At 60.5% G+C, this 24690-nt stretch carries 26 protein-coding genes; 10 read left to right on the forward strand and 16 right to left on the reverse strand.

Features of this window, described 5'->3' with window-relative positions:
- Positions 1-9 precede the first annotated feature (9 nt).
- A complete protein-coding gene (locus tag ACSQ26_RS04765; protein ID WP_436006787.1) occupies positions 10-717 on the reverse strand; it encodes a GntR family transcriptional regulator in 708 nt (235 codons plus the stop codon).
- Positions 718-849: 132 nt separating this feature from the next.
- Between ACSQ26_RS04765 and ACSQ26_RS04770 the strand changes: the two genes are divergently transcribed.
- From ACSQ26_RS04770 to ACSQ26_RS04795, 6 genes are read left to right on the forward strand one after another with little or no spacing between them, the layout of a single operon-like run.
- Positions 850-1938, forward strand: a complete 1089-nt coding sequence (locus ACSQ26_RS04770) for a quaternary amine ABC transporter ATP-binding protein (protein ID WP_436006789.1) — start codon at positions 850-852, stop codon at positions 1936-1938.
- Complete coding sequence (locus ACSQ26_RS04775; protein ID WP_436006791.1) at positions 1938-2879, forward strand: ABC transporter permease; 942 nt, start codon at positions 1938-1940, stop codon at positions 2877-2879. Before ACSQ26_RS04770 ends, ACSQ26_RS04775 begins: the two co-directional genes overlap by 1 nt.
- 38 nt (positions 2880-2917) lie before the next feature.
- Complete coding sequence (proX, locus tag ACSQ26_RS04780; RefSeq protein WP_436006793.1) at positions 2918-3904, forward strand: glycine betaine/L-proline ABC transporter substrate-binding protein ProX; 987 nt, start codon at positions 2918-2920, stop codon at positions 3902-3904.
- 52 nt (positions 3905-3956) lie between these two features.
- Positions 3957-4907 carry a GlxA family transcriptional regulator gene (locus tag ACSQ26_RS04785; RefSeq protein WP_436006795.1) on the forward strand — a complete coding sequence of 317 codons (951 nt, stop codon included), beginning with the start codon at positions 3957-3959 and terminating at the stop codon, positions 4905-4907.
- Between the two features lie 17 nt (positions 4908-4924).
- On the forward strand, positions 4925-5659 hold the full coding sequence (locus tag ACSQ26_RS04790) for an SDR family NAD(P)-dependent oxidoreductase (protein ID WP_436006797.1): 735 nt from the start codon (positions 4925-4927) through the stop codon (positions 5657-5659).
- Positions 5656-6390: an SDR family NAD(P)-dependent oxidoreductase gene (locus ACSQ26_RS04795; RefSeq protein ID WP_436006799.1), complete on the forward strand. Its 735-nt coding sequence runs from the start codon at positions 5656-5658 to the stop codon at positions 6388-6390. Before ACSQ26_RS04790 ends, ACSQ26_RS04795 begins: the two co-directional genes overlap by 4 nt.
- A gap of 582 nt (positions 6391-6972) precedes the next feature.
- Here ACSQ26_RS04795 and ACSQ26_RS04800 read toward each other — a convergent pair.
- From ACSQ26_RS04800 to ACSQ26_RS04870, 15 genes are all read right to left on the reverse strand, one after another.
- Positions 6973-7695: an SDR family NAD(P)-dependent oxidoreductase gene (locus ACSQ26_RS04800; protein WP_436006801.1), complete on the reverse strand. Its 723-nt coding sequence runs from the start codon at positions 7693-7695 to the stop codon at positions 6973-6975.
- Between the two features lie 11 nt (positions 7696-7706).
- The gene (locus ACSQ26_RS04805; RefSeq protein WP_436006803.1) at positions 7707-7862 is read right to left on the reverse strand and encodes a hypothetical protein; all 156 of its coding nucleotides are present in this window, start codon (positions 7860-7862) and stop codon (positions 7707-7709) included.
- A 10-nt stretch (positions 7863-7872) separates the two neighbouring features.
- Entirely contained in the window at positions 7873-8736 is an 864-nt protein-coding gene (locus ACSQ26_RS04810) for a sugar phosphate isomerase/epimerase family protein (protein ID WP_436006805.1), read from the reverse strand.
- Between the two features lie 17 nt (positions 8737-8753).
- Positions 8754-9638, reverse strand: a complete 885-nt coding sequence (locus ACSQ26_RS04815; protein ID WP_436006807.1) for a sugar phosphate isomerase/epimerase family protein — start codon at positions 9636-9638, stop codon at positions 8754-8756.
- 128 nt (positions 9639-9766) lie between these two features.
- Positions 9767-10564 carry an SDR family NAD(P)-dependent oxidoreductase gene (locus ACSQ26_RS04820; RefSeq protein WP_436006809.1) on the reverse strand — a complete coding sequence of 266 codons (798 nt, stop codon included), beginning with the start codon at positions 10562-10564 and terminating at the stop codon, positions 9767-9769.
- A 39-nt stretch (positions 10565-10603) separates the two neighbouring features.
- Positions 10604-11395 (reverse strand): SDR family NAD(P)-dependent oxidoreductase, encoded by a 792-nt coding sequence (locus tag ACSQ26_RS04825; protein ID WP_436006810.1) that lies wholly within the window; start codon positions 11393-11395, stop codon positions 10604-10606.
- Positions 11396-11397: 2 nt separating this feature from the next.
- Positions 11398-12321 (reverse strand): intradiol ring-cleavage dioxygenase, encoded by a 924-nt coding sequence (locus tag ACSQ26_RS04830; RefSeq protein ID WP_436006811.1) that lies wholly within the window; start codon positions 12319-12321, stop codon positions 11398-11400.
- Between the two features lie 32 nt (positions 12322-12353).
- Complete coding sequence (locus ACSQ26_RS04835; protein WP_436006812.1) at positions 12354-13415, reverse strand: maleylacetate reductase; 1062 nt, start codon at positions 13413-13415, stop codon at positions 12354-12356.
- Positions 13416-13464: 49 nt separating this feature from the next.
- Positions 13465-13749 carry a YciI family protein gene (locus ACSQ26_RS04840; protein ID WP_436006813.1) on the reverse strand — a complete coding sequence of 95 codons (285 nt, stop codon included), beginning with the start codon at positions 13747-13749 and terminating at the stop codon, positions 13465-13467.
- A gap of 78 nt (positions 13750-13827) precedes the next feature.
- On the reverse strand, positions 13828-14811 hold the full coding sequence (locus ACSQ26_RS04845) for a sugar ABC transporter substrate-binding protein (protein WP_436006814.1): 984 nt from the start codon (positions 14809-14811) through the stop codon (positions 13828-13830).
- A 72-nt stretch (positions 14812-14883) separates the two neighbouring features.
- The gene (locus ACSQ26_RS04850) at positions 14884-15909 is read right to left on the reverse strand and encodes an ABC transporter permease (protein WP_436006815.1); all 1026 of its coding nucleotides are present in this window, start codon (positions 15907-15909) and stop codon (positions 14884-14886) included.
- A complete protein-coding gene (locus tag ACSQ26_RS04855; protein WP_436006816.1) occupies positions 15906-16916 on the reverse strand; it encodes an ABC transporter permease in 1011 nt (336 codons plus the stop codon). Before ACSQ26_RS04855 ends, ACSQ26_RS04850 begins: the two co-directional genes overlap by 4 nt.
- The gene (locus tag ACSQ26_RS04860) at positions 16913-18463 is read right to left on the reverse strand and encodes a sugar ABC transporter ATP-binding protein (protein ID WP_436006817.1); all 1551 of its coding nucleotides are present in this window, start codon (positions 18461-18463) and stop codon (positions 16913-16915) included. The genes ACSQ26_RS04855 and ACSQ26_RS04860 overlap by 4 nt, the downstream gene beginning before the upstream one ends.
- 21 nt (positions 18464-18484) lie before the next feature.
- Positions 18485-18817 (reverse strand): Dabb family protein, encoded by a 333-nt coding sequence (locus tag ACSQ26_RS04865; protein WP_436006818.1) that lies wholly within the window; start codon positions 18815-18817, stop codon positions 18485-18487.
- 591 nt (positions 18818-19408) lie between these two features.
- Entirely contained in the window at positions 19409-20323 is a 915-nt protein-coding gene (locus ACSQ26_RS04870) for a LysR substrate-binding domain-containing protein (protein ID WP_436006819.1), read from the reverse strand.
- 137 nt (positions 20324-20460) lie between these two features.
- Here ACSQ26_RS04870 and ACSQ26_RS04875 point away from each other — a divergent pair, with 137 nt between their 5' ends.
- From ACSQ26_RS04875 to ACSQ26_RS04890, 4 genes are all read left to right on the forward strand, one after another.
- Entirely contained in the window at positions 20461-21369 is a 909-nt protein-coding gene (locus ACSQ26_RS04875) for a LysR family transcriptional regulator (RefSeq protein ID WP_436006820.1), read from the forward strand.
- 114 nt (positions 21370-21483) lie between these two features.
- Positions 21484-21687: a hypothetical protein gene (locus tag ACSQ26_RS04880; RefSeq protein ID WP_436006821.1), complete on the forward strand. Its 204-nt coding sequence runs from the start codon at positions 21484-21486 to the stop codon at positions 21685-21687.
- A gap of 231 nt (positions 21688-21918) precedes the next feature.
- Complete coding sequence (locus tag ACSQ26_RS04885) at positions 21919-22992, forward strand: 2,3-butanediol dehydrogenase (protein WP_436006822.1); 1074 nt, start codon at positions 21919-21921, stop codon at positions 22990-22992.
- Positions 22993-23126: 134 nt separating this feature from the next.
- Positions 23127-24599, forward strand: coding sequence for an ABC transporter substrate-binding protein (locus ACSQ26_RS04890; RefSeq protein WP_436006823.1), 1473 nt, complete (start codon positions 23127-23129; stop codon positions 24597-24599).
- Positions 24600-24690: the final 91 nt, after the last annotated feature.

Genomic DNA, 24690 nt, shown 5'->3' on the forward strand with positions numbered 1-24690 from the left:
TCATTCTCCTTAGGCTATGCTGTCAGGCACACGCCCCAGCGGTGCGAAGACGCTTGCGGGTGTCACGAAACTTTCGATTTGGGCGCGTGACAGCTCCCAATGCGCGACGGCGAGGTCGGCACACGCTTCGGTGTCGCCCGCTTCGATCAGCTCGATGAACTGATCGTGTTGCTCGACCGCGGTGACCCGCTGGTCCGCCAGCCCGGGGTTGCGCGGGCTGTAGAACGTCATGCCGATGCGGGTGTGGTCGATCAAAAGACGTCGAAGACTTGGCATCAGGAATTCGTTGTCGGCCATCTCGCCCATGATGGAGTGAAAGCGCTCATTCGTAAGCGCGCGCTGCTCGGTGTTCTTTTCCCGGATCGCGGCACGAAAAAGCAGCTGCGTGTCCTTGAGGCGCATGATCTGCGCGTTGGTGGCGTTCTGCGCGGCGAGCCGACCGATCGCGGCATAGATCATCGGCGCGGCGATGAAAAAGTTGCGCAGGGTCTTGTGCGTCATCGGCGCGACTTGCGCACCGCGATTCTCGTGCAGGATCACATAACCTTCGCCAGCGAGCTGGCGAAGAAGCTCGCGGATGGGCGGGCGTGAGAGGCCGTAGGCTTCGGCAATTTCCGTCTCGTCGAGATAGCTGCCGGGCTCCAGCGCCTCCGTGAGGATGCGGCGGCGAAGGTCTTCGAGGCAGTTCAACTTGTTGCGCTTGGGTTCGCGATTCATCGGGGTTTCCTCCACAGGGTTTCGTTCCTGTGCCCTTTACTAGATTCTTTGTAGCCGATCATAATACATGTTGTCTACAATGAAAATTTATGTTGTAAGACGAAAAGCTACTTAACGATGGGGAACTGGCGAATGGGTGGTGAGTCTCAGGAAGCCGTCATCCGATGCGAGGGAATCTGGAAGGTTTTCGGCGCGCGGGCGAAAGAAGCCATCAAGGCCGTCAAGAGCGGGCAGCTCTCCAAGACGGATGTTCGCGACAAGCTTGATTGCGTTGTTGGCGTCCGCGACGCTAGCTTTAGCGTCCGCCGCGGCGAAATCTTCTGCATCATGGGCCTGTCTGGCTCGGGCAAAAGCACACTGATTCGCCACATCAACCGCCTCATCGAGCCGACAGACGGTGCGGTCTATATCGAGGGCCGGAACGTCAACGCCATGGGTGCCAGGGAGCTGCGGCAGCTCCGAGCCGAGAAGATCGGCATGGTCTTCCAGAGCATGGCGCTGATGCCGCATCGCAATGTTCGCGACAATGTCGGGTTCGCGCTCGAAGTTCGCGGTGTCCCGGAGGAGAAGCGCCACAAGGTGGCAAGGGAAGCCATCGAATCCGTCGAGCTGACTGGCTGGGACCTGAAATATCCTGACGAACTCTCCGGTGGCATGCAACAGCGTGTCGGCCTGGCGCGCGCCATCGCCGCCAACCCATCGATCCTTCTCATGGACGAGCCGTTTTCTGCCCTCGATCCCCTCATCCGCCACCAGTTGCAAGGAACGTTCATGCAGCTCTCGGCCGAACTCCACAAGACAACGCTCTTCATAACCCACGATCTGGACGAGGCGATCCGCATCGGCGACCGCATCGCCATCATGAAGGATGGCGTTCTGGTTCAGATCGGAACGCCGGAAGAGATCGTCACCAACCCTGTGGACGACTATGTCGCCGACTTCGTGGGCGGCATTTCGAAACTCGACCTCGTTACCGCGGCGAAGGTCATGCAGAGCTTGGAGCAGTATCGCCAGAGCAATCCTAGTCAGGATGTCGCACTTTGGCCAGTTGCTCGTCCCGAGGACAAACTGAACACCCTTGTCGACCTATCGATCGGCACCAATCATCCGATCCTGGTCAGAGACGGCGAACAGGACATCGGCGTCGTCACCAAGGACGCCTTGTTGCGGGGAATTCAAGGAAACGGTGAAAGACGATCCGACAAGCGGGGGGCTCATTGATGGCCGATGGACAGGGATTCAACTGGCTTGACCCATTCTCAAGCATCGACCTCGGCATCGCCGAGCACTCCGACGGCATCAAGCAATGGGCGATCGAACATCGTGAAGCGATTCAGCCATTCAAGTTCTTTTTCGACGGTCTGATCCAGGGCATCGAGCGTGCTTTTATCGCCGTGCCGCCGTTGGTCATGATTTTCATCGTCGTGCTCATTGCCTGGCAAGCTGCGGGTCGCCGGACGGCGATCTATGTCGCCGTTGCCCTCACGGTCCTCGGCTTGCTGTCGCCCGACGCGTGGCCGCTCGCCATGACGACTTTGGCGATCGTCGTGGCTTCGGTAGTCCTTGCCGTCGTGATCGGGTTGCCCCTTGGCATCTTGGCCGGGAAGAGCGACCGGTTTGAAGCCGTCCTGCGTCCTATCCTGGACACAATGCAGACGATTCCGGCCTTCGTCTATCTCGTCCCCGTTGTCATGCTGATCGGCATCGGCAACGTCGCGGGCGTCATCGTCACCATTATCTTCGCGTTGGCACCGCTGATCCGCCTGACATCGCTTGGCATCCGATCTGTGAACCAGAGCGTCGTAGAGGCCGCGCGCGCGTTCGGCGCTACGCCCTCTCAGATCATGTTCAAGGTCGAGCTGCCCATGGCGACGCCGACGATCTTCGCCGGGCTCAACCAGACAATCATGCTCAGCCTCTCAATGGTGGTCATCGCATCGATGATCTCGGTGCGCGGCCTCGGCAACGAGGTCTTGCGCGCGATGGGCCGTCTTGATGCAGGCAAGGCGATCGTCGGCGGCCTCGGCATAGTAATGCTGGCCATCGTCCTAGACCGCATTACCCAAGGCCTCGGCCGCTCCGGCCGTGAGCGAGGGCACAGAAATTGGTGGCGGACAGGCCCGATCGGCCTGGTCGCGCAACTGATCGACCGAAAGAACTAGGTCGTTCTCGGGAATGAACTTCAACTGGGAGTAAGACAATGAGAAAACTATTCACTGCAGGGGCAATGGCGCTGGCACTCATGGCACAGCCTGTCCTGGCCAATGACAAGCCGGGCGAAGGCGTCACCGTACGTCCAATGATGCCGACGCAGATCGAGGAATTCTTCCAGCACCGGATTCTGTTCCGCGCGCTCCAAGACCTCGGCTACACAATCGCGACGCCGAATGAAGCGGAATACCAGACAATCCACGTCGCGATCGGTTCGGGCGACGCCGATTTCACGGCTGTCAGCTGGGAGACCCTGCACAAACCGTTCTTTGAGGAGGCTGGTGGCGAGAAGGTGATGAGCCGTGTCGGCAACTATATCGCCGGCGCGCTTCAGGGCTACCTGATCGACAAGAAGACCTATGACTCCGGCGTCCACGACCTGAGCCAGCTCAAGGACCCGAAAGTGGCGGCCTCGTTCGACTCCGATGGCGACGGCAAGGCCGATCTTGCGGGCTGCATTCCGGGCTGGGGCTGCGAGCGCGTGATCGAGCATGAACTCGATGAATACAAGCTCCGCGACATGGTCACTCACAATCAGGGCGCATATCAGGCCATGATTGCCGACCAAATCGCCCGCTTCAAGACTGGCAAGCCGATCCTCTACTACACCTGGACACCCTATTGGGTCTCCGGCGTCCTCGTCCCCGGCAGAGATGTCGAATGGTTGAGCGTGCCTTACACCTCGCTACCTGACAACGCCAAGGCGAATACCGAATTCAACGGCAAGAACCTGGGCTTTGCCGTCGACAATATCGGCGTCGTCGCCCGCAACGACTTCCTCGCCGCCAATCCAGCCGCCAAAAAGCTGTTCGAAGTTGCCAAGCTCGACATCAACGACATCTCGATCGAGAACAAGCTGATCACTGATGGTGAGAAGACCTCGGCCGACATCGACCGCCATGTCGATGACTGGATCAAGGCCCACCAGGACCTCTATGACAGCTGGCTTGCCGCCGCCCGCGCCGCCGCCAAGTAATCGTCAACCGCCGGGGCGCTCCGCATCGAGCGCCCCGCATAGGATGACGGTCATGAGCCAAACCACCAACTTTGTCTTTCTACTCGTCGAAGACTTCACCCATCTGGCCTTCTCCAACGCGGTGGAATCGCTCCGCATAGCCAATCTGATGGCCGACCGCGATCTCTATCGCTGGCGGCTTGCGTCGGTCGATGGACGCGCCGCCAAATGCTCGAACGGAGCGGTCACGCTCGTCGATCATGGTCTCGCACCGTTGGGTCGAGCCGACAGGCTCATGATCGTTTCTGGGATAAACGTGCAGAACCATGCGACGCCGGAGCTTCTTTGCTACCTCCGCGGCGAGAGGGCACATGGAACCCAGATCGGAGCTATCTGCTCCGGTGCGTATGTGCTCGCCGAGGCTGGTTTCCTGGACGATCGTCGGGCGGCCGTGCATTGGGAGTATCACGATATCTTCGCCGAGCGGTTTCCATCGGTCAATCTCATCAAGTCCGTCTTCGTCGCGGACGAGAAATTCGTGACCGCGTCCGGCGGCGCGGCCGTTGCCGATCTCATGCTCCACATGATCGCGCGAGACCATGGGCGCGATCTCGCCGCGGCCGTGGCTGACCAGATGGTCTACAACGCAGTACGGGACGGTAGCGCTACACAAAAGGTCTCGATCCGATCCAGGTATGGTCTGCGAAACAGCCGTGTTGGCGAAGCGATCCGTCTCATGGAGGAACATATCGAATCTCCATTGAGCAGTGCCGAGCTGGCGCGCAGGCTGGGCATCTCGGCACGGCAGTTGGAACGCATGTTCGAACGGTATCTCAACACGACGCCTAAACGGTACATCATGGAGCTCCGTCTGCATCGGGCGAGAAACCTGATCGTTCAATCGGACCAGGCTCTCACCGACATCGCAATGGCGTGTGGCTTTGTGTCCACGTCGCATTTTTCGAAAGTCTATCGCGACCATTTCGGCAACACACCCGGAAGCCAACGGTCGATACTCAATTGAACCCCAAGAAGGAAGAAATGACCTATTTCCGAGGAAAGACGGCGCTCGTAACGGGCGCGGCGGGTGGAATCGGCGCGGCGATCGTCAAGCAACTGCGCGCGGCGGGTGCACGTGTCGCCGTCGCCGACCGCGATGTCGCGGGCATCGACGCCGAGGCTCACATACAAGGAAATCTGCTTGAGGCCGCTTATGCGGACGGCCTGCCGCAAGCGGCATTCGAAGCCCTCGGCGGCCTCGATATCGTCATCAACAATGCGGGCGTCATCACGCGTGGCTCGGTGACCGCAACGACCGATGCCGACTGGGACCTGTCGATCGGCGTCAACGTCCAAGCGCCTTTCAGGGTCTGCCGGGCGGCAATCCCCATCATGGCCGACCGCGGCGGCGGCGCGATCGTCAACGTGTCCTCGTGCTGGGGCGTGCGGCCGGGCCCCAACCATGCCGTCTATTGCATGACGAAGGCCGCCATCGCCTCGTTGACCCAATGCATGGGCATGGACCATGCTCATCAGAACATCCGGGTGAATGCGGTCTGCCCGAACGAGGTCAATACGCCGATGCTGCGCACAGGTTTCGCAAAGCGCGGTTTCGATCCGGACACGGCTGTCGCCGAACTCGGCAAGACCGTCCCGCTGGGTCGGATTGCGGAACCCGAGGACATCGCCGAAGTCGTGGTCTTCCTCGCATCTGATGCAGCGCGCTACATGTGCGGATCGCTGGTCGAAGTTAATGGTGGAAAGCCAGTCGGATGAACAGGTTTGTAGGAAAAGTTGCTCTGGTGACGGGCGGACGGAGCGGCATCGGACAAGCCATCGCGCGGAGACTTCGTGACGAAGGTGCCCGCGTTTTCACCGCGCAGCGTGGCGATGACAACGAGTTCGAGTCTATCGCGGTGGACTTCACTGTCCCCGCCGACGCCGGAAACGCGATCAATTCGGTGATCGCTTCGGCTGGACAGCTCGACGTACTGGTCAACAATGCAGGGGTCATGCAAGAGGCGCTCGCCGAGGACATGAGCCTCGCCGATTGGGAGCGGACGATCGCTGTCAACCTCACGACGCCCTTCATGCTGATCAAGGCGGCGCTCCCGCACCTCCGTGCCGCGGGTGGGACGATCGTCAACATCGGATCGATCGAAGGTTTGGGCTCCAATCCGAAACATGCCGCCTATTGTGCGTCCAAGGCGGGCGTACACGGCTTGACCCGGGCCATCGCGATCGATCACAGCGCCGAGGGTGTCCGTTGCAACGCCGTCGCGCCTGGCTGGATCGACACGGACTTGAACGTCGAGTTTATCGAGAGCATGCCCGATCCCGACGCCTTTCGAAAAAACATCGGGAAAATCCACCCTGTCGGGCGAACAGGCAAGCCCGAGGAGGTGGCAAGCCTTGTTGCGTGGTTGGCATCAGCGGAGTCGTCGTTCGTCACGGGACAGGTGTGGACCGTTGATGGTGGCCGGATGGCGAAGCTCAGTCTGCCTTAGTGGCAGCTTGGGTTTTCCATCGGCCTCTTAAACCTGGCCGACGTGGCGCGTTGGCCGTCAAAGACTACGCGTGACCAGCTCCTGCGATGCAACCGACAGCCATTCCCAAAAACGAGCTGACCGATGCCTTGGGCGAGCGCCGCGTCGGAACGACGCCAAAGTGGGCACCTCTCGGCTTTACCGCCGAGTCTGTCAGTCGGACAAGTCGACTCTGATTGAGCAGATACGAACCAGGTGCTTCCAGCCCCAAGCAATTCCGTGACGATGACTGCTTTTGGCGCTTCAGAGACCTAAGGCCATGGCTCGAGTTGGCCCACTGCGGTCTTGAGGCATGCGCTTTCCCTTTCTCGTGAGTATGCAATTGTACTCATGGGTGTTGTGCCGTTGGGGCTCCAGAGGGTGCCAGCCGCGATGTCGAACTCGGAGACGGATTCGAGTGTTCGAGATACGAGCCCTCGCTCAACGCCCGCATCTACTGCTTGGGGACGATGAGATAGGTCTTACAGCGTCCGCCGTGCTCGATCGTCGTTTCGATAGGGCTGGCTCTTCATCCCGTCCATTTGGTATCCTTGGGTTCGGTGATTACTGCGCGAGATAGCCGCCGTCGACGACCAGCTCGCTTCCCGTGACGAACGAAGAGTCATCGCTCGCCAGGAAGAGGCAGCATTGCGCGACTTCCTCCGGGGTGCCCATACGGCCCATCGGCGTATTCGCGATGATGCCGTTGTTCATCTCCTCAGACTGGGCTGTGACCAATGGGGTACGGATGAGACCGGGATGCACGGAGTTCACGCGGACATTGTCGGATGCATAAGACACAGCGGCGTTCTTGGTCATGTTGCGGACGCCGCCCTTGGCAGCGTTGTAGGCGGCGGCACCCGGCACGCCGACGTTCCCCCAGATCGAGGAGAAATTGATGATCGATCCCGAGCGGGCCTTGCGCATCGCCGGAAGCACCGCCTGCATTCCCAGGAACGATCCGGTCAGATTGACGCCGATCACCTTGTTCCAATCGGCAAGGCTGGTGTCGAGTACCTGCCCGTAATTGAAGACGATGCCGGCGTTGTTCACGAGGATGTCGATCCGTCCATGGGCATGGAGCGTGAAGTCGATCACGGCCTTCCAATTGGCTTCGTCGGAGACATCCAGGTCTTGGTTCACAATGCCGGCGAGGGCCACTGGCTGCTGCTTGACGTCTCCGGCGATTACCTGCGCGCCCTCCGTGGCGAACAGTTCGGCGACGGCGCGACCGATGCCCTGTGCCGCTCCTGTGACGATCGCTACCTTACCTTGAAGCCTACTCATGTTCTTCCTCCTCAGTGATGTGTCCTTTGAGCGCCGGAGCGCCAGGTCTGGTCGTCGAGGTAAACATCGGCCATCCGGATGAGCATCTTCGGATGGTCGTTTCCCATCTTGGTGAGTTCCTCGAATTCTTCGGTGGCTGCAGCGTCCAGCCTCACATGGTCAGTCACGGTTTTTGGTTCATGCCTTGTCGAGTTCTTCGAGAAGGGCTTCGAAGCCCGGCATTAGTCGCGACATGATTTCGTCGCCCTCGAGCTTGTCGAGCTCGTCGGAGAAGATTTCGGGACCGACGTTTTCGATATGCCCGGCGTCTTTGAGAATTTTCAGGATTTCGAGGTTCGGGATTTCTCCCTGACCGATCGGCACCCGATAGGAGAGGCAGTCGCGCTTCATCGAACGACTCGGCGGGCAAACAAGGGGACCATCGGCGATCTGAACGGTGTCGAAGGTTCCGACCGGAATTTCTTTGAGGAGCGCATCGTTGCGGCCGCCGCGGACATAGTGCCAAGTGTCGAAGATGATGCCGCTGTTCTTCCGTCCCGCGTCTCTGACGATCGTCCAGACCTCGTCCACGGTCTTCAGACCCCACAGCGGCATGGCTTCGATCAGGCACTTTAGACCGTTCTCCGCAGCGCGGTCGCACATCACCGCGTAGTGGCCGGTCAGCTCGTCGAGGGTGTAACGACCCTCCGGAAAGCTTCCGATCAGGTGGATGCGGTCGACCTGCAGGGCCTCGGCGATCCGGAAGAACTCGTCTGGCGTCGTATCGAGATAGGGCTTGATGTCGGGGTCTTCGCCGGGAGTAAGGCCATCGGGAACCCAGCTCGTGAGAGGGTCAAGGTAGCTCAGCTTGACGCCGTTGTCGGCGGCTATCGAACGGATGTCCTGATCCGACAGCCCGCCCGCGCGCGAGTTTTTGTAGTCCATCGGCGAGGTACTGAGCCAGCCGAAGCCGTTCTTGGCGGCGAGTTCGACGCGCTTCCGATAGGGCACGCTGCGGACCTGGGACAGCCACAGCATCCGCTTTTCGGTGGAGTATTTCATCGTGCTTTCCTCGGACGTCACTTGAACTGGGCCATGGTGGTTTCGAACGAGCGCTTCGCCTGTTCGGCGAGCGGAAGTTTGCGATAGGTCTCGCTGATGATCTCGACACCCCAGGGACCTTCGTAGCCGGCGTTCTGGACGGCCTTGATGAATTCCTTCGGCTTGAGCACGCCTTCGCCCGGCAGGCGGCGATGATAGATGGTGTCTTCCCACAGGAGGCCCTTCACATCGGCGTCGGCGTCGTCCAGCTCGATCGAGCCGATGAACCTGGACGGAATCTCCTCGATGTCCTTGTAGGGAATGCCGCCCCTGGCCATGTGCCAGATGTCGATGAGCAAGCCGCCGTTGGGCTGGTCGGCACCTTCTACGATCGCGCGCGCCACTTCCAGCGTCCGGACGTTGGAGAACGGCATGATCTCCATGACGACCCTGACGCCGTACTCGGCGGCGTCACTGCAGACTCCGGCGAACGCGTCGCGCATGCGGTCGACGTCGGGCGTCATTTCCGCTTCGGTCGGAGCGTATAGATCGCTTCCGAGGCCGGGCGCTATCTTGAGATTGCGGACGCCGAGACCCTGGGCCACCTCGAGCATCTCCGTCCGCATGACGTCCGACTTCTCCCGGCGCTCACCGTCCAAATACCAGCCGGAGAGAAACTCGTACTCGAGGTATTTGATGTCGTTGTCATTGACGATCCGCTTCATTTCCTTGAGGCCGATCTGGGCGGCCGTGGCTTGGACATCGGCGTGGATAAGGCCCATGCCCTTGTAGCCAACCTTGGCGGCCGCCTCGACGCGCTCCTTGAAGGGGATCGGGCTGATTTCGGTCGGACCGAACGGATAGACGTCGCCTCCGAGTGTGAAGAACGCCGCCAGCAACTCGATGCCGTTTTTCCCAGTCATTTCCATTAATCTCCTGACGACATCGCGCCGCCTTCGTTTTAGATGACCTTTTCTACACTGAAGCTCTGGCGCGATAAATTACGCCGCAGAGATCAACATTGTAGCCTAGAGTTATACAATGAGTGGGTTTAGATAGAGCGGATGCTGCCGCCGTCCACGCCCCAAACCGAAGACGTGACGAAGCTGGCGAGGTCGGACGCTAGGAAGACCACCACGTTGGCGACCTCTTCGGGCGTGCCGAGACGTTCGAGGGGAAGCTGCCGCAGCTTCATCTCGTGCTCGACAGCCGCCTGCGGCTCCATCTTGTGGAACGCGCCCATCGTCTCGGCGAAGCCGCCCGGCTTGGTCCAGAACGGAGTCCAGATTGGTCCCGGCGCGACAGCGTTGACCCGCACTGCCTTGCCCTCGGCGCGCGCGAGGCCCTTGGTCAGGGCGAGCACGGCGGCCTTCGACGCCGAGTAGTCGATCGGCACGGGTTCGGGCTGACGGGCGAGATCGGAAGCGTTGTTGACGATGACCCCTTTGCGCTCGCGGAGGATCGGAAGCAGCTTCCGGGTCGCGCGAACGTAGCTCATGAAATTGAGGGAGAAGGTCTTTTCCCATTCCTCGTCGGTGAGCTGGTCAAAGGTGCGGATCGCGCCCGAGCCGACATTGTTCACGAGCACGTCGACGGCACCGCCCGTCGCCTTGAGCAATTCGTCCAGGCCCCCCGATACTCCGGCTCCGGTGGACAGGTCTGCCCTTGCAGTATGGGCCGTTCCGCCCACCGCGGCGACTTCGACCTTGACCTCGGCCATGGCCTTCTCGTCGATGTCTACGAGGCCCAACGTTGCGCCTTCCCGTGCGAACGCCACCGCTGTCGCACGACCGATGCCGTTGGCGGCACCCGTGATGAAGACAATTTTACCCTTGAGTCCAGTTTCCATTTCTCTCTCCCATAGGAACGTTTCAATATCGCGGGTGCGTCAGATCGAAGCGCCTTCCTCCCCAGTTCGGAAATCAAAGCTCGTGGTCAGTCCCCCATCGGCGACGAGGTCAGCGCCAAGGACCGCCGTCGAGCCACTCGACAACAGGAACATCGCGGCCTGGGCGACTTCGCGTGCCTCCAGGATGCGGCCGCCGGGCTGGCGTGCCGATCGGGTTGCCAGGAACTTGTCGCTATCGGTGGCGGATTCGAGGTGGCGTTTGAAAAGACCTGCCATCATCGGACCCGGGCTGAGGACGTTGACACGGACGCCGCTGCGCGAATGGTCTACCGCGACCGTCCGGGCCAACTGTCGCACCGCTGCTTTCGTGGCGTTGTAGATGCCAAGTTGCTGTTCCGCCAAAGTGGCGTTGACACTGGCCACAGCCACGATCGCGCCATCATGGGCCTCGATCATCAGCGGCAGTAGGGATTTGATCGCCAGGGCAGTGCCCACGACGTTTACGTTAAGCGCCCGGGAGATGATCGCAGGTGTGGCGTCCAAGATCGTGCCGACGTCTAGGATGGCTGCAGATGTCACAAGGCCGATGCGCTTCGCGCCAGAAGACCTCAGATCGGCGACGACCTTCTCCCAGGTCGTCTCTCCAGCGACATCCCCAGCAACATGGTGATACCCCGCGAGCGCGGCCAGGTCGTCCTGAGCGGCTGCGATATCGACGCCGACCGTGGCCACACCCGCCTCGACGAGAAGGCTGCAAAGTTCATGGCCGAGGCCGGACGATGCCCCTGTCACCACGACGGTGTCGGGAAGCTCGAAGGTGAGTTGCGGCATCGTCATTTCTCCTTGGCGGCGTCATTTTTGGCGGCGAGCACGAAGTTCCAGTCGACCGACCAGAACGAGCCTTCAAAGCCGAGTTCGTACGCCCGTGCGGGATCGGTCACCTTCTCGAAGTCCGCTATCAGCGAGTCCTTCACGCCGAAAACCGAGTCCTCGGCCAGGTATTGGCAGTCGGGGGTGAAGATGTGGGTGATGACCGGGTCATAGCCGGGGGCGGTCACGATGAAGTGGATATGCGCGGCTCGGTTGGGATGTCTGCCAAGGTGACCCAGTAGTTTACCCACCGGACCATCGTCTGGGATTGGGTAGTAACGGGGTTTGACCGCCCGGTACCAGTAAGAGCCGTCGCTTTCTGTGGTGAAGACGCCGCGAAGATTCCAGTCGGGCTGAACGTCCTTCTGCTGCACGTCATAGAACCCGTCGTCGTTGGTCTGCCAGACGTCGACGAGCGCGCCGGCGATCGGCTTGCCATCTGTGTCGAGGACATGTCCGCGCACGACCATCGGCTCTCCCTTTCCGTCCAGGCAAATGTTGGTCCCGTTGGCGTAGCGCGGAGCAGCTGGTACATAGAACGGTCCGAGGATCGTGTTCTCCGTCGCACCGCTGGGGCGACGGTGGTTGATGGAATCGACCAACATCGAGACGCCAAGAGTGTCGGAGAGCAGGATGAACTCCTGACGCCAATCCGAACACATCTGCCCGACCTCGGTGAGGAATTTGATGCCCTGAAGCCATTCCTCGTGCGAGGGCTCGATTTCCTTGATCGCGGCGTGGAGGTGCTTTACCAGGACGGACATTACCTCGCGAAGGCGCGGATCGACGTCCGGCCCCATTCTTGCGTTCACGACGTCGACCGAGGTCTCCTCCGCGAAATACGGATATTTTGGCTTCGAGCCTTCGGCTTTGCTCATCTCAGACATTCTCTATCCTCCTCGGCTCGAATTGCTCGGCATCAAATGGCCGGAGCGTCGCCCGCATAGGCGCGGGCGATCAGCGCGCGGATGCCGTCGCGCTCCAATGGTTGGGGGTTCCAGTACGGGTTGGCCAGGGCGCGTTCGGTCGCCACTTCGACACCGTGTTCCGGCATCCCGATCTCTCGCAGGGACCTCGGTGCTCCGATCCGTCCGGCGAGTTCGAAAAGCGCCGTGGCCGGGTCCTGATGACCAAGCACGTCCCGAAGCTTTTCGATCACTTCGGGGATAGCGGGCGCGTTGTAGGCGAGCGCGTGCGGCAGGACTACCGTGTGGGTCTCCGCATGTGGCAAATCGAACGAGCCGCCCAGCGTGTGGCAGAGCTTGTGATGAAGGGCCATGCCGACCGAACCCAGGCAGATGCCGCAGAGCCACGCGCCGTAGAGAGCGTCGCTGCGCGCGGAGCGATCGGACGGATCGTCATGTATCAGCGGCAGCGAGCGCGCCAGGGCCCGGATCGCCTCCAGCGCCATCAGGGAGACAACGGGGTTCCGTTCCTTGGCGTAGAGCGCCTCGACCGCATGGGCGATGGCGTTCATGCCGCTGGTGCCAGACATGCCGACGGGGAGCGTGAGCGTGAGGTCCACGTCATAGATGACGACCTCAGGAAGAATCTTCGGGCTGCTCTGCGTGACCTTCTGCCCGTCCTTGGTCTCGCCCAGGATCGGCGTCATTTCCGATCCCGCGTATGTGGTCGGGGCGACGATCTGAGGCAGGTCGGTCCGCAGCGCGATCGCCTTGGCCAGCCCAGTGGTCGATCCACCGCCGACCGCGATCAGGCCGTCGACCTTCTTCTCGGCCACGACCCTCATCGCGTCCTCGGTCACGTCGACCGGCGTGTGCATGGTCGCGCGGGAATAGACCCCGACCGAACGCGCGCCAAGCATCGCGGAAAGCTTCTCCGCATCCTCGGCCTGCGGCGGTGTCGCCAGCACTAAGACCCGCTTCACCCCGAGACGATCGACTTCCGCAGGAAGCTGGGCCAGCGTTCCCGACCCGAAAATCACTCTGGCCGGCTGGCCATTGTAGACAAAATGGTGCATGTCGGTTCCTCGAATTCCGGGCCTCGATCGGACCGGACCCCCTGCGTTCCTAGCGATTGTCGACACGCTTCAGGAACGGGTTGATGTCCACCTGCCGCCAGACGTTGGCATGGGCGAACGGGTCGTCGTTGTTGAACGCGATCACGTCGTCGATCTGGTCGGCCTCGAAGACGAAGAGCGAGCCGATCATGGTCTCGCCGTCGTCGGCGACAAGCGGCCCGGAGATGACGGTCTTTACCGCGCCTGCGGAGAGGTAGGCCTTGTGGGCGTCGTAGTTCGCCAGTCGCCGCGGCAGGCCATCATCATGGTCGAGGCAATGAACCGCAAATAGCATGGACTTTTCCTTTCATCGTCGTCGCTCTCCCTCGAAGGGAGTGGTGGCGGCTCGAATTCCGCCACCGAGTTGCTTCGATTACTTCCCGTTGGCCGGGTAGCAATCCTTCACGTTGTCCTTCGTAATGATCTCATGCGGCAGGAAGCGGGTGCTTTCGACCGTCTTGCCATCAAGTACGTCGGCGACGGCCTGGGCGGCGTAGACGCCGTCGTCGACTGGCGACTGGAGCACGCTTGCGTACTGCGTGCCGTTCTCGATGGCGGTGATGCCTTCGATGCTGCAATTGGAGCCGACGAGCACGAGCTTGGCCGGGTCCATGCCAGCACGCTGGGCGGCGACGATAACGCCCGCGAGCATGTTGTCGGCCTGGGCGTAGACGCCCTTGATCTTGTCGCCATACTGGGTGAAGAGCGCCGCGGCGGCCTCGGTCGCCTTGGTCTGGTCCCAGTTGCCCGGCTGCGCGCTGGCGATCTTGATCCCCGTCGCGTCGCCTTCGAGGACCTTGGTGAAGCCGTCGAGACGCTGAATCTGCGGAGGGGTGCCCGGAACGCCGAAGACGACGAACACCTCGTCGCTGCTGCCGTAACCCTTGTCCTTGAAGCCCTGGATCATGGCTTTGCCAGCGGACTCGCCGTTGCCGATATCGTTCGGGCCCGTGAACACGTTCCAATATTCCGAATACTTCTGGTCCGGCAGGGAGTTGGTCACGACAAGCGGAATGCCCGCGTTCTTGATCTTGCGGAGCGAGGGCACGATGGCACTCGCGTCAGCGGGCCAGAGGACGATCGCGTCCGGCTTCTGGCCGATCGCCTGGTCGACTTGCGAGGCCTGTTCGGCGGCGTCGAAGTTGTTGATCTTCACTTCCACCTCGATACCGAGCTTCTTGGCCTCCTCCTTGAACGCGGTCTGGTGAAGCGAGCAGTAAGAGCACTCTTGCGAGACCGTCAGAAGAATGATCTTGGAACCTTTCGCGGCGGCGTTCGCATCGACGGCTCCAAGGAGCGGCGCGGCCATCGTCGCCAACACGGTCGCGGCGAACAGTTTTGACATCAGCTTTTTCATGTGCATTCCTCCCATAGGGTAGTTTCACCTGTTAGCCGCTGGTGATGGAGCGGTTTCCCTCAGGTCGGGCGGTCATGCCGCAGGACCGATCGATGAATGTTGGTGACGCCGCGCCCGAGCTGCCCGGTATGTGACGGCCAATTCCCGTGCCAGCCGTCCATCCAGGAGGACCACCGTCAGAAGGACCAGGCCGTTGGTGAACAGGATGCCGGACGCGTTGGACCCGAGCAGGCTTAGGCCGTTGTTCAGGACGCAGAGTATGAAGACCCCAACCATCACGCCGATTGGTCCCCCGATGCCACCTGCTAAGGCGACGCCGCCGATGATCGCCGCAGAGGCCGCCTGGAGCGTGATGTTCGCGCCCATCTGGGCGGAAGCGGTCGCGAGGCTCAATGACAGAAGCGATCCGGCCAGTGCGGCGCAGACGCCGGAAAGGCAGAACACGACGACAAGGGAGACGCCAAGGCGAGCGCCGCTGGCGGTCGCGACGTGGCGCTTGCTTCCGGTCGCGATGATGTCGCGTCCGACGCGGGTGTAGCGCATGATGGCGAAGGCGAGAAGGAAGGCCAGGAACGTGATGGCGCTGCGAACCGACATCATTGCCAGGAAGGGATCGTCGAGAAACGCGCCCGAGTCGAAGTTGTCGGTGCTGACGACGCGTCCGTCGGCGATCCAAAACGCCATCCCGGCCAGCGCCATCATCGTCCCCACTGTGACGACAAGGGACGAAATGCGGAGCCATGTGAAGATCACGGAGTTGATCAGGCCGACCAACGCGCCGAACGCGACAGCGCAGCCGACGCCTACCAGAACACTCGATTCTCCCGTCTTCAGGGTGATAAGGCCGCCCACCGCCACCATCGAACCGACGCTCAGGTCGAACTCTCCGGCGATCATGGTGAGCGACAGACCCAAGGTCACGAGACCGAGGAGCGCGAAAGACTGGAGCAGAGCGTAGAGATTCTGCGGGCTTGTGAAGTTTGGCGTCGTGATGGCGAACGCGAGCATGATGACGATCATGAGGAGCGCGCGTCCGATCAGTGGGAGACCGCCGAAGCGGCGCAGAATCCGATCCCGGGAGTTTGTGACGATGGTCATCGGGATTTTCCTCCGACGAGCGCGCCGAAGATCACGGCCGCGATCACGACCAGGCCCTTCACCGCGAGTTGAACTTCGAACGGCAGCCCCTTCACCAACAGGATGTTGCTGACGACTGAAAGGAAGACTGCGCCCCATGCGGCGTCCAGGATTTTGCCCCGGCCACCCTTGATCGACACCCCCCCGACCAAAACCGCGGCGATGGCGTCGAAATCCAGGCCTGCGCCGAGCTTGAGATTTCCTTGGGCCGCCTGCGAAGCGAACATCGAACCCGAAAGCGACGCGGCGACAGACGCCACCAGGAAAGCGATCAGCAGCGTCCTCGCGATCCGCAGCCCCGCGATGGACGCGGCGTCCCTGTTCATTCCGATGAGGCGGAGCTCCCTGCCAAAGCGGGTGCGCTCCACGACGACCTCGGCCGCCACCGCGAGGACGATGAAGAACATCATCTGGTTGGGCAGGACGCCAACGAACCGGCCGATGCCGAGCCAGGACGCGTCGCCCTGGCCAACGATCGTCAGGCCGCCGGAAAAATAAGCGCCGACGCCCATGATGATCGAGGACATCGCAATGGTCGCGATGATCGGGTTCGCGCCCGTCACGCCGACGGCGACACCCTGGATAAGGCCGATGCCAGCGCCGACCAAAACTACGATCAAGAGCGTCGGGAACATACCCAAATGGAGAACCGACGCAAAGATCACGGTGGACACCGCCGCGATGGCACCCATCGACAGCATGAACAGATTGCCGCTCATTGTGACGAAGGCCATGCCGATGGCGGCGACGCCAACTGCGGCGACTGAGAACATCATGGCGTTGACGTTCGTCATCGAGAGGAAGTTGGGAATGGTCGCCCAACCCCAAAGAAGAAGAGCGAGCGTCACCAGCTTCACTGTGGTCGCCTGGACCCGGTCGGCCCGGAACGGCGCTTGAAGCCATTCCGCCGCTGGGCGGGTGTTGCTTACATTGGATGGATTGGAGAGCGGGGTCGTCATCGTGGTCATGCCGCTTCTTCGTTCGCTTCAGCCCGAGGGCCATGGAGGATGTCGGTGAGCACGTCGTCGATGCTCGCCCCGGCGGTCGCCCGGTCGGACACAATGGCTCCGCGGAAAACCGTGATCACCCTGTCGGCCAGTTCGTGGACTTCTTCGATGTCGGTGGTGAAGAAGAGGATCGACATTCCCGAGGACGCTAGCTCCCGGAGCTGCCTGTAGATTTCGGTGCGCGCCCCGATGTCCACGCCGCGAGTGGGCTCGTTCAGCACGAGTATTTTCGGTTCGAGAGCAACTGCCTTGGCCAGGGAAACCTTCTGTTGGTTGCCGCCGCTCAAGGTGGAGACTTCATGGGGAAGCCGCCTGATGTCGATCTGGAATCGCCCCGCAAGTTCCCTTGCCTTCGCCTTTGCCAGTCCGGTCCTGATGAAGCCGAGCTTCGTCACACGGTCTAGGATTGAGGACGTGATGTTGATTTCTATTGGAGCGTCGAGGAACACACCCTTGCCCGCCCGATCCTCTGAGACGTAGGCAATGCGGGCGTTCATCGCGTCGGCCACCGAGCGGACTTCGACGAGCCGGCCATCCACTTCAATCTTTCCCAGATATATTTTCCGGAGTCCGGCTATCGCCTCGATGACTGCGTCAGCGCCGGAGCCCAATTGACCGACGACTGCCAGGACCTCACCCTTCTCGAGAGCCAGATCGATGGGATCGAACCGACCCGCGACCGAGAAGGCCTTGGTGGCGAGCCGGACCTCGCCCGAGGAGGCCGCAGGGCTCTCTGCGAGGGCATGTCTGCTGGCGACTTCGCGCCCGATCATGGACTGCACTAATTCGTCCGTCGTGAAAGCGGCAGTCGCCTTGGTTACGATACGCTCACCGTTGCGGAACACGGTGATCCGGTCGGTGAACTCGAAGACCTCTGGAAGCCTGTGGCTGATGAAGACGATCGTCGAGCCCTGGTCCCGCAGCCATCTGACGGCCGTGAATACGCGGTGTATCTCGTTATCGGACAAAGTCGCGGTCGGTTCGTCGAGGATGAGGATGCGGGCTCCCCGCGACACCCCCCGTGCGATCTCGATCAGTTGCTGCTCAGCGAGGCCAAGCTCGCGAGCGGGCTGATCGAGATCGACGTGGGAGAGCCCGATGTCGTCAAGTTGACGACGAATGGCGGCGCGGTAGCGGCGACGGAAGAGGAACTCGCCGATGGACTGGTCGCCCATAAGAACGTTGTCGAGCACCGACAGGTCCGGAACGATCGACAGCTCCTGGTGGACGATGGAGATCAGCCGGGGATCAGTTCTCCGACCCGCCTTGAGGGCGACGCCATCGACTGTGATCTCTCCCTCCGTCGGGGCGACAAGGCCTCCCAGGATTTTGACCAACGTGGATTTCCCAGCGCCGTTTTCCCCGCAAAGCCCGTGAATTTCGCCCGGCATCAGGTCGAAATCGACATTTTTCAGAGCGACGACACCGCCGTAGGTCTTGCGGAGGCCTCGCACGTTCAGGACCGGCGCGAGCGTGGGGTCTTGGCGCTGTGGGATAATTTTGGTCATCGGTTCCTCCGCCTTCAGTCCTCAGTCGGCGCTTAAATGCGCGCCGGCGCTTTTCCGGGGGGAGTAGTCGACCTGGTGTCTGGCAATCCGGATGTCCTTCAGGGAGTCCCGGACTCGCAGATGCGCGGGATGCGTGGCGTACCCCTCCAGGGAAGCTTCGTCCTTGAACTCGGAATAAAGCACGACATCGCAGGCATAATCGACGCGCGAGAAATCGATGCCGACCTCGAGGAACACCAGACCGGGGATTTCCCCCAGTAGACTCTCGAACTTGGATTTGAGGTCGAGGGCAGCAGCCTGTTTTTCCTCGACGCTTTCTCCACGGACGTCCCACATGACGATATGTTTGATCATCGATCTACTTCTTGATTTTTGAGTTTCGGACCGCCGGAGGGCCGGCTCGGTTGAGGTCTTGGGAAAATCACGTTTCCCGTCTGTAAGGGCGTTCGACGCCTGCTTGGGCAGGCGGTACGTGGCTGACCCGACAAACCAAATTGAAGCTCATGAAATCCTCCCAACGGCAGTTTCCTCCGCCGTGGGTCAAAACTTAACTTCCTGAACTTCGGGAAAAAGACCCCGCGTAGGGAAACACTTTCCCACTTCGAGCAAAAACAAACCGGCGCTCGACCCGGTTTTGGCGTGCTTGGATTACTGATTAAGGCGTCGGAATTGCCTTTAACTCCGCGTTATGAAGTCCAGGGATGCGCGGGCTCAAGGGCGCGACCGATCGCCTAGCCTGTCGATTCCTGAAGCCCTAACAGGTGCCACACGTCATTCGGCAACGGGATGCTCGCTCTTCGTCGGACAGATCGACATTGGAGCGCAGCCTTTTGGGGATGTTATGCGCGGAATTGAGCTCCTCGCAACGAAGGTTGCCCCGGCGCTGAGGCCCCTGGATAGGCAAGCGCAATCCCCGCCTACCAAATTTTTGACTCTTGTCCCGACTTACTCGGTCCACTTGGCTTCGTAGTTTCTGTCCTTGAATTCTTTGACGAGGTAGTCGATGAACAAGCGCGTCTTGGCCGGAAGGTGATGTCGCGTCGGATATGCTATGTTCATCGTCAGGCGTGGCAAATCCCAGTCATCCATCACCCGCACCAACCGACCAGACTCCAGATCGTCATTGATGATGTAGGTCGGTTGCGCCAAGATTCCGAGACCATCCAACGCGGCCTTGCGAATAATCTGGCCGTCGTTCGAGTTCAGGAGGCCCGTCACCGGAACCGAGATCGCCTCGCCATTCCTTCTGAAGGTCAGGTGATTCCAATTGTCGGCAAGCGTGTAGAGGAGCAAATCGTGCTCCGCGAGCTCGGCGGGATTACTTGGCGTGCCACGTCTCGCTAGGTATTCGGGAGAAGCCGCAAGGAGCCGCCGGGTCTCGGCGAGGCGGCGAATGGTGATCGAAGAGTCCGCCTCTACTCGGCGAGTGCGGATCGCCAGATCGACGCCGTTTTCAATCAGGTCATAGTAGCGATTGGAAACCACGACCTCGACCCTCACGTTCGGATAGCGCTGCGTAAATGACGGGATAAGAGGACTGAGATGCAGAAGGCAAAACGAGAGGGAGGCGCTGATGCGTAGGAGCCCGCTCGGGCTCATCGCGCCCTCGTTGACACTAGCTTCGGCGTCGAGCATTCCCGCGATGAGTTCCTTTCCACGGTGGTAGAACATCTCGCCCTCGCTCGTGAGGCTTAAATGCCGAGTTGTGCGCTGTACCAGCCGGGCATTTAGACGGTCCTCGAGAGATTGCAAGTTTCTGCTCGTGGCCGAGACGGACATGTCCATCGCGTCGGCGGCTTTGGTGATACTGCCGTGATCCGCGATTTGTATGAATACTTCGATCTCTGTGAGACGATCCATGGCCCGGACATTCTTGCGTTGAGCGCGAAGACTATTGCCGATGTTCAAACTTTGCTTGCGCGTACGCCACAGCTTAATGTAACCCTAGTGGAACAGAAGAGCTTCAATTTCTCCAGTGTGTGGAGCGATAGTTTACAATGACCCAGATCGACCAGCTGAATGGAGTCATCGCATTTGTGCACTCCGCAGAAGCGCTCAGCTTCACGGCGGCGGCCGCCAAGTTGGGCATCACTAAGTCTGCGGTCGGCAAAAGCGTCACGAAGCTTGAAGAGCGCTTGGGTATCAAACTGCTGCACCGGAGCACTCGGCGATTGAGTCTAACTCCCGATGGTGAAGCCTATTTCGCGAACGTGCGACACGCGCTTGGCGAAATAACTGCGGCGGAGACAACGCTGCTCTCGAAAAGCCAGGTGATTTCAGGGCGATTGCGGATCGACGCTCCGGCAGCGTTCGGACGGCAGATTCTCATGCCTTTGCTGCTGGACTTTTCAAGAGCCTATTCGAGTCTGACATTGTCGCTCTCGTTCACCGACAAGATCGTCGATCCCGTCGAAGAGGGTGTCGACCTCACAATCCGGTTTGGCGAAACTCGCGACTGCACCGGGCTGATATCCAAGAAACTCACAGAACAGCCGGCCGTCGTGGTAGCGTCGCCCTCATACTTGACAGCACGCGGAACGCCTCAAAGCGTCGCCGATCTTCACCACCACGATTGCATCTGCGGTTTCGGGGGCAATTCAGCAAGTTGGCGGATCAAGGGTTCAGACGGCGCTGCGGTTCGATATTTGCCCCCTGTTAGGCACCAATTCGGCGACGGAGAGGCGATCGTGCAGGCGGCGTTGGCTGGTTTGGGACTCTGTCAAATGCCGCGTTCGCTCGTGAGGGCGCATTTGGAGAAAGGAACCTTGACGTCGGTTCTGGAGCAAGTCGCAGACGTTCCAGTGTCCGTCTATGCCGTCTGGCCGGTTACGCGCCATCTGCTGCCGCGTGTTCGAACCGTCGTGGATTTCCTGGCGGAGAAAGGGCGACAAGGAGCCCTTGACTGAGCAAGCGTCGGGGCAATGCCTTGGCATCGCGCGACGTTGGACTGGTGTAGCTGCTCCTTCAACGCCAATCTGGGCGACTTTGATCTCACAATGCTCAGAGCTACTGACCTCAACATGATCCCGTTGCTCGACCCCGCGAATACGGTGGTCATGAACGCCAACGGCGGCAACGTGGAAGCCGTCATGGTCGCGGGCCAGTTCGTGAAACGTGACGGGCGCATTTTGAATACGGACCTGGATAAACTGGCTCGAGAATTGGCCGGGTCCTCGGAGCGCTTGATGGCAGAGTTTCGCCAGATTGGTCAGAAGTTGACTTAGGCGGAATTCTTGCGCGCATCGGGAAAGTGTTTTCCGATTTCGGCTCTTACTTGCGGAATTAGCATCAGTATTATCCAAAGCCACCGGAATGGAGGCCGGATTGCGGAGCTCTCAAGCTTGCTTGCCGACCACCGCCGTAAAGTTTCCGGCTCAGAGTGTTTCGCGGGTTGACCGGTGCTTGGCGCGCAACTGTACGCCGCCCCAAGCCAGGAGGATGGAGAGGAGTTCGCGTTGAAAGCAATCCGCTACTACGGCAAACATGACGTTCGCATCGAGGACGCTCCCGAGCCAGGGCCACTCCGACATGGCCAGGTTATGGTTGAGCCCTCCTTTTGTGGCATCTGCGGCACCGATCTTCACGAATATGAATCCGGTCCGATCTTCACGCCGAAAAAACCAAACACTTACAGCGGGGCCATCCTCCCACAAATCCTGGGCCACGAGTTTGCGGGGCGCGTCGTCGCGGTCGGTGAGGGAGTGGAAACGCTCAAGCCCGGCGACCGCGTGTCCATCCAGCCGCAGATCGGCCCACGCTTAGACTATTTCGGGAGCCGCAATCTATCGTTCTTGGGACCGAACGCATCCGTCGTCGGTCTGAGCTGGCCATGGGGCGGAATGGCGAAACGAGCGATCGTTCAGGAATACAACGCCGTTCTCATGCCGGACGACGTGACGGACCAACAGGGAGCGCTGGTCGAACCCGCGGCGGTTGCCGTACATGCTGTCGACCGATCCGGATTGACGCCGGGCGGAACGCTTTTGATTACGGGTGCAGGCCCGATCGGCGCACTCGTAGTGTTTGCAGCTCGCGCCGCTGGCGTGACTCGCATTTTTGTCAGCGAGCCTAACGCCAACCGTCGGGCACGCATAGCCGCTCTCTCGAGCGACGTGACGGTACTCGATCCCGGTTCCTCCGACTTCATGTCCACGATCAAGGACGGGACCGAGGAGGGCGTCGGGGTCGACGCCGCGATTGAGTGCGCGGGCCATCCCCGCGCCCTGCAGACTTGCCTTCAGGCCGTCCGCGCTCAGGGCACCGTCGTCCAGGTCGGATTAATGGGCGGCCCCGCCGAGATCAGCCCGTTCGACCTGACGATGCGGGACATCGCTCTGCGGGGATCGCTGAATTACCCGCTGACCATCTGGCCGCGAATTTTCGAGATGATGAGGACCGGCCTCTATCCAGCTGAGAAGATCGTCGATGACGAAATCGCCATGGATGACGTCGTCGACAAGGGCTTCCGGGAACTCCTGAACCCGAACGGGAGCAAAATGAAGATACTGGTGTCGATGCAGTCCGCCTGAGCGGTCAACGCACTTCTGTTCAAAGGAAAGATCGAAATTCCGCGAGAGGGAATCCTCGCGTGGATGTCGGCTGCCCTGAGTTTCGAAAGTTTTCAACCGGGAGCTGGGAGTGCTCCCCAAAATCGGAGGAAGAAATGTCAATCAAGAAATATCTGACGGGGGCGCTCGCCGCCACCGTCCTGGGATGGGGTCTGGGATCAGCCGCCCGTGCCGGGGAGTTCGACGGCGTTACCGTGAACGTCATTACATTCACCGGGCCGCAGATCGCCGAGCCGCTGCAGCGCCGCGCGCCCGACTTCGAAAAGCTCACGGGCGCGCATATCAACGTGGTCACCGTGCCGTTCTCGGAGCTCTATCAGAAGATGCTAACGGACTGGACGGCTGGCACGAACTCGATCGACGCCGCCGTCTACCCTTCCTCCTGGCTAGTCGACTTCTCCGGCCTACTTGAGGATTTGGACGAGCGCATCTCAAAAGACACCGCGCTGCAGCTCGACGACATCGCGCCATTCTTCGACCAGTCCGACCAGATGCTTGATGGCAAGCGCGTCGCCCTCGTTCTCGATGGCGACTTCCATATGATGTACTACCGGACGGACGTTGCGAAGGACCTCGGCCTCGAAGCTCCCAAGACCTGGGATGACTATCTGGCATTCGCCAAGGCGGCGAACGGCAAAGACCTGAATGGCGACGGCAAACCGGACTACGGTTCGTGCATCTCCAAGAAGCGCGGCGCACAGAGCTTCTGGTTCATCAACGACGTCGCGGCTTCGTTGCTGCAATCGAAGGGTACGTCACAGGGCATTTTCTTCGATCTCAAGGACTTCAAACCTCTCGTGAACAACGAGGCGTTCGCAGAAGCCCTGCGAATCTTCAAGGAAACAACTCAGTATGGCCCGCCGGACGAACTCAACATGGACGTCGGCGACACCCGAAACATGTTCATTTCCGGCCAGTGCGCACTCTCGCTCGACTGGGGCGATATCGGTGCTCTCGCGATCGACGCCGAAAAATCCAAGGTCATTGACAAGGTCGGCGCTGCGATCCTGCCGGGTTCGAAGAAGGTACTCGATCGCGAAACGGGAAAGCTCGTCGACTGCAACGCCGATATTTGCCCCTATGCAGTGGATGGGGTCAATCACACCCCATTCGCGGCTTACGGCGGACACTCGGCCTCCGTCAACGCCAAGGCGGACCAAAAGGTGAAGGACGCGGCCTACGCCTTCTTCAGCTACATGAGCCAGCCCGCGCAATCGAATGTGGACGTCACGATCGGCAAGTCCGGTTTCAATCCGTATCGGCTCTCGCAGTTCGTCTCCACCGACCTCTGGGTCAAGGGCGGCTTCTCGGCCGAGGCGGCTAAGAACTATCTCACCGCCATCGAAGATTCGCTGAACTCGCCGAACATGGGTCTCGATCTGCGCATTCCGAGCAACCAGAAATACTTCCAGGTCGTTCTCGACACGGCGATCGCCCGCTATCTGGCCGGCGAAATCGATATCCCCGCGACCATGACCACGATCGAAAACGGCTGGAACGAGATCACCGACGAGCTCGGCCGCGAAGAGCAATTGTCAGCCTACAAGGCGACACTCGGAGCTGAGTGATCATTGTCGCCCCCGCCAGCTTAATGGCGGGGGCTTTCCTTACAGGGGTTCAACGTGTCGAATTACAAAAGCCACACGGCATCGGATTGGT

This window comes from Rhizobium sp. LjRoot254 (genome assembly GCF_964254105.1).
In the GTDB taxonomy this organism is placed as follows: Bacteria; Pseudomonadota; Alphaproteobacteria; order Rhizobiales; family Rhizobiaceae; genus Rhizobium_E.

Excerpts from the sequence above, each read along its gene's own strand:
- ACSQ26_RS04820 (WP_436006809.1), bottom strand. The coding sequence starts at position 10,564 with ATGGAAACTGGACTCAAGGGTAAAATTGTCTTCATCACGGGTGCCGCC.
- ACSQ26_RS04840 (WP_436006813.1), bottom strand. The coding sequence starts at position 13,749 with ATGCTATTTGCGGTTCATTGCCTCGACCATGATGATGGCCTGCCGCGG.
- ACSQ26_RS04850 (WP_436006815.1), bottom strand. The coding sequence starts at position 15,909 with ATGACCATCGTCACAAACTCCCGGGATCGGATTCTGCGCCGCTTCGGC.
- ACSQ26_RS04785 (WP_436006795.1), top strand. The coding sequence starts at position 3,957 with ATGAGCCAAACCACCAACTTTGTCTTTCTACTCGTCGAAGACTTCACC.
- ACSQ26_RS04855 (WP_436006816.1), bottom strand. The coding sequence starts at position 16,916 with ATGACCACGATGACGACCCCGCTCTCCAATCCATCCAATGTAAGCAAC.
- ACSQ26_RS04880 (WP_436006821.1), top strand. The coding sequence starts at position 21,484 with ATGATCCCGTTGCTCGACCCCGCGAATACGGTGGTCATGAACGCCAAC.
- ACSQ26_RS04770 (WP_436006789.1), top strand. The coding sequence starts at position 850 with ATGGGTGGTGAGTCTCAGGAAGCCGTCATCCGATGCGAGGGAATCTGG.
- ACSQ26_RS04875 (WP_436006820.1), top strand. The coding sequence starts at position 20,461 with ATGACCCAGATCGACCAGCTGAATGGAGTCATCGCATTTGTGCACTCC.
- ACSQ26_RS04775 (WP_436006791.1), top strand. The coding sequence starts at position 1,938 with ATGGCCGATGGACAGGGATTCAACTGGCTTGACCCATTCTCAAGCATC.
- ACSQ26_RS04830 (WP_436006811.1), bottom strand. The coding sequence starts at position 12,321 with ATGTCTGAGATGAGCAAAGCCGAAGGCTCGAAGCCAAAATATCCGTAT.
- ACSQ26_RS04865 (WP_436006818.1), bottom strand. The coding sequence starts at position 18,817 with ATGATCAAACATATCGTCATGTGGGACGTCCGTGGAGAAAGCGTCGAG.
- ACSQ26_RS04845 (WP_436006814.1), bottom strand. The coding sequence starts at position 14,811 with ATGAAAAAGCTGATGTCAAAACTGTTCGCCGCGACCGTGTTGGCGACG.
- ACSQ26_RS04825 (WP_436006810.1), bottom strand. The coding sequence starts at position 11,395 with ATGCCGCAACTCACCTTCGAGCTTCCCGACACCGTCGTGGTGACAGGG.
- ACSQ26_RS04765 (WP_436006787.1), bottom strand. The coding sequence starts at position 717 with ATGAATCGCGAACCCAAGCGCAACAAGTTGAACTGCCTCGAAGACCTT.
- ACSQ26_RS04860 (WP_436006817.1), bottom strand. The coding sequence starts at position 18,463 with ATGACCAAAATTATCCCACAGCGCCAAGACCCCACGCTCGCGCCGGTC.
- ACSQ26_RS04795 (WP_436006799.1), top strand. The coding sequence starts at position 5,656 with ATGAACAGGTTTGTAGGAAAAGTTGCTCTGGTGACGGGCGGACGGAGC.
- ACSQ26_RS04815 (WP_436006807.1), bottom strand. The coding sequence starts at position 9,638 with ATGACTGGGAAAAACGGCATCGAGTTGCTGGCGGCGTTCTTCACACTC.
- ACSQ26_RS04800 (WP_436006801.1), bottom strand. The coding sequence starts at position 7,695 with ATGAGTAGGCTTCAAGGTAAGGTAGCGATCGTCACAGGAGCGGCACAG.
- ACSQ26_RS04870 (WP_436006819.1), bottom strand. The coding sequence starts at position 20,323 with ATGGATCGTCTCACAGAGATCGAAGTATTCATACAAATCGCGGATCAC.
- ACSQ26_RS04810 (WP_436006805.1), bottom strand. The coding sequence starts at position 8,736 with ATGAAATACTCCACCGAAAAGCGGATGCTGTGGCTGTCCCAGGTCCGC.
- proX (WP_436006793.1), top strand. The coding sequence starts at position 2,918 with ATGAGAAAACTATTCACTGCAGGGGCAATGGCGCTGGCACTCATGGCA.
- ACSQ26_RS04890 (WP_436006823.1), top strand. The coding sequence starts at position 23,127 with ATGTCAATCAAGAAATATCTGACGGGGGCGCTCGCCGCCACCGTCCTG.
- ACSQ26_RS04835 (WP_436006812.1), bottom strand. The coding sequence starts at position 13,415 with ATGCACCATTTTGTCTACAATGGCCAGCCGGCCAGAGTGATTTTCGGG.
- ACSQ26_RS04790 (WP_436006797.1), top strand. The coding sequence starts at position 4,925 with ATGACCTATTTCCGAGGAAAGACGGCGCTCGTAACGGGCGCGGCGGGT.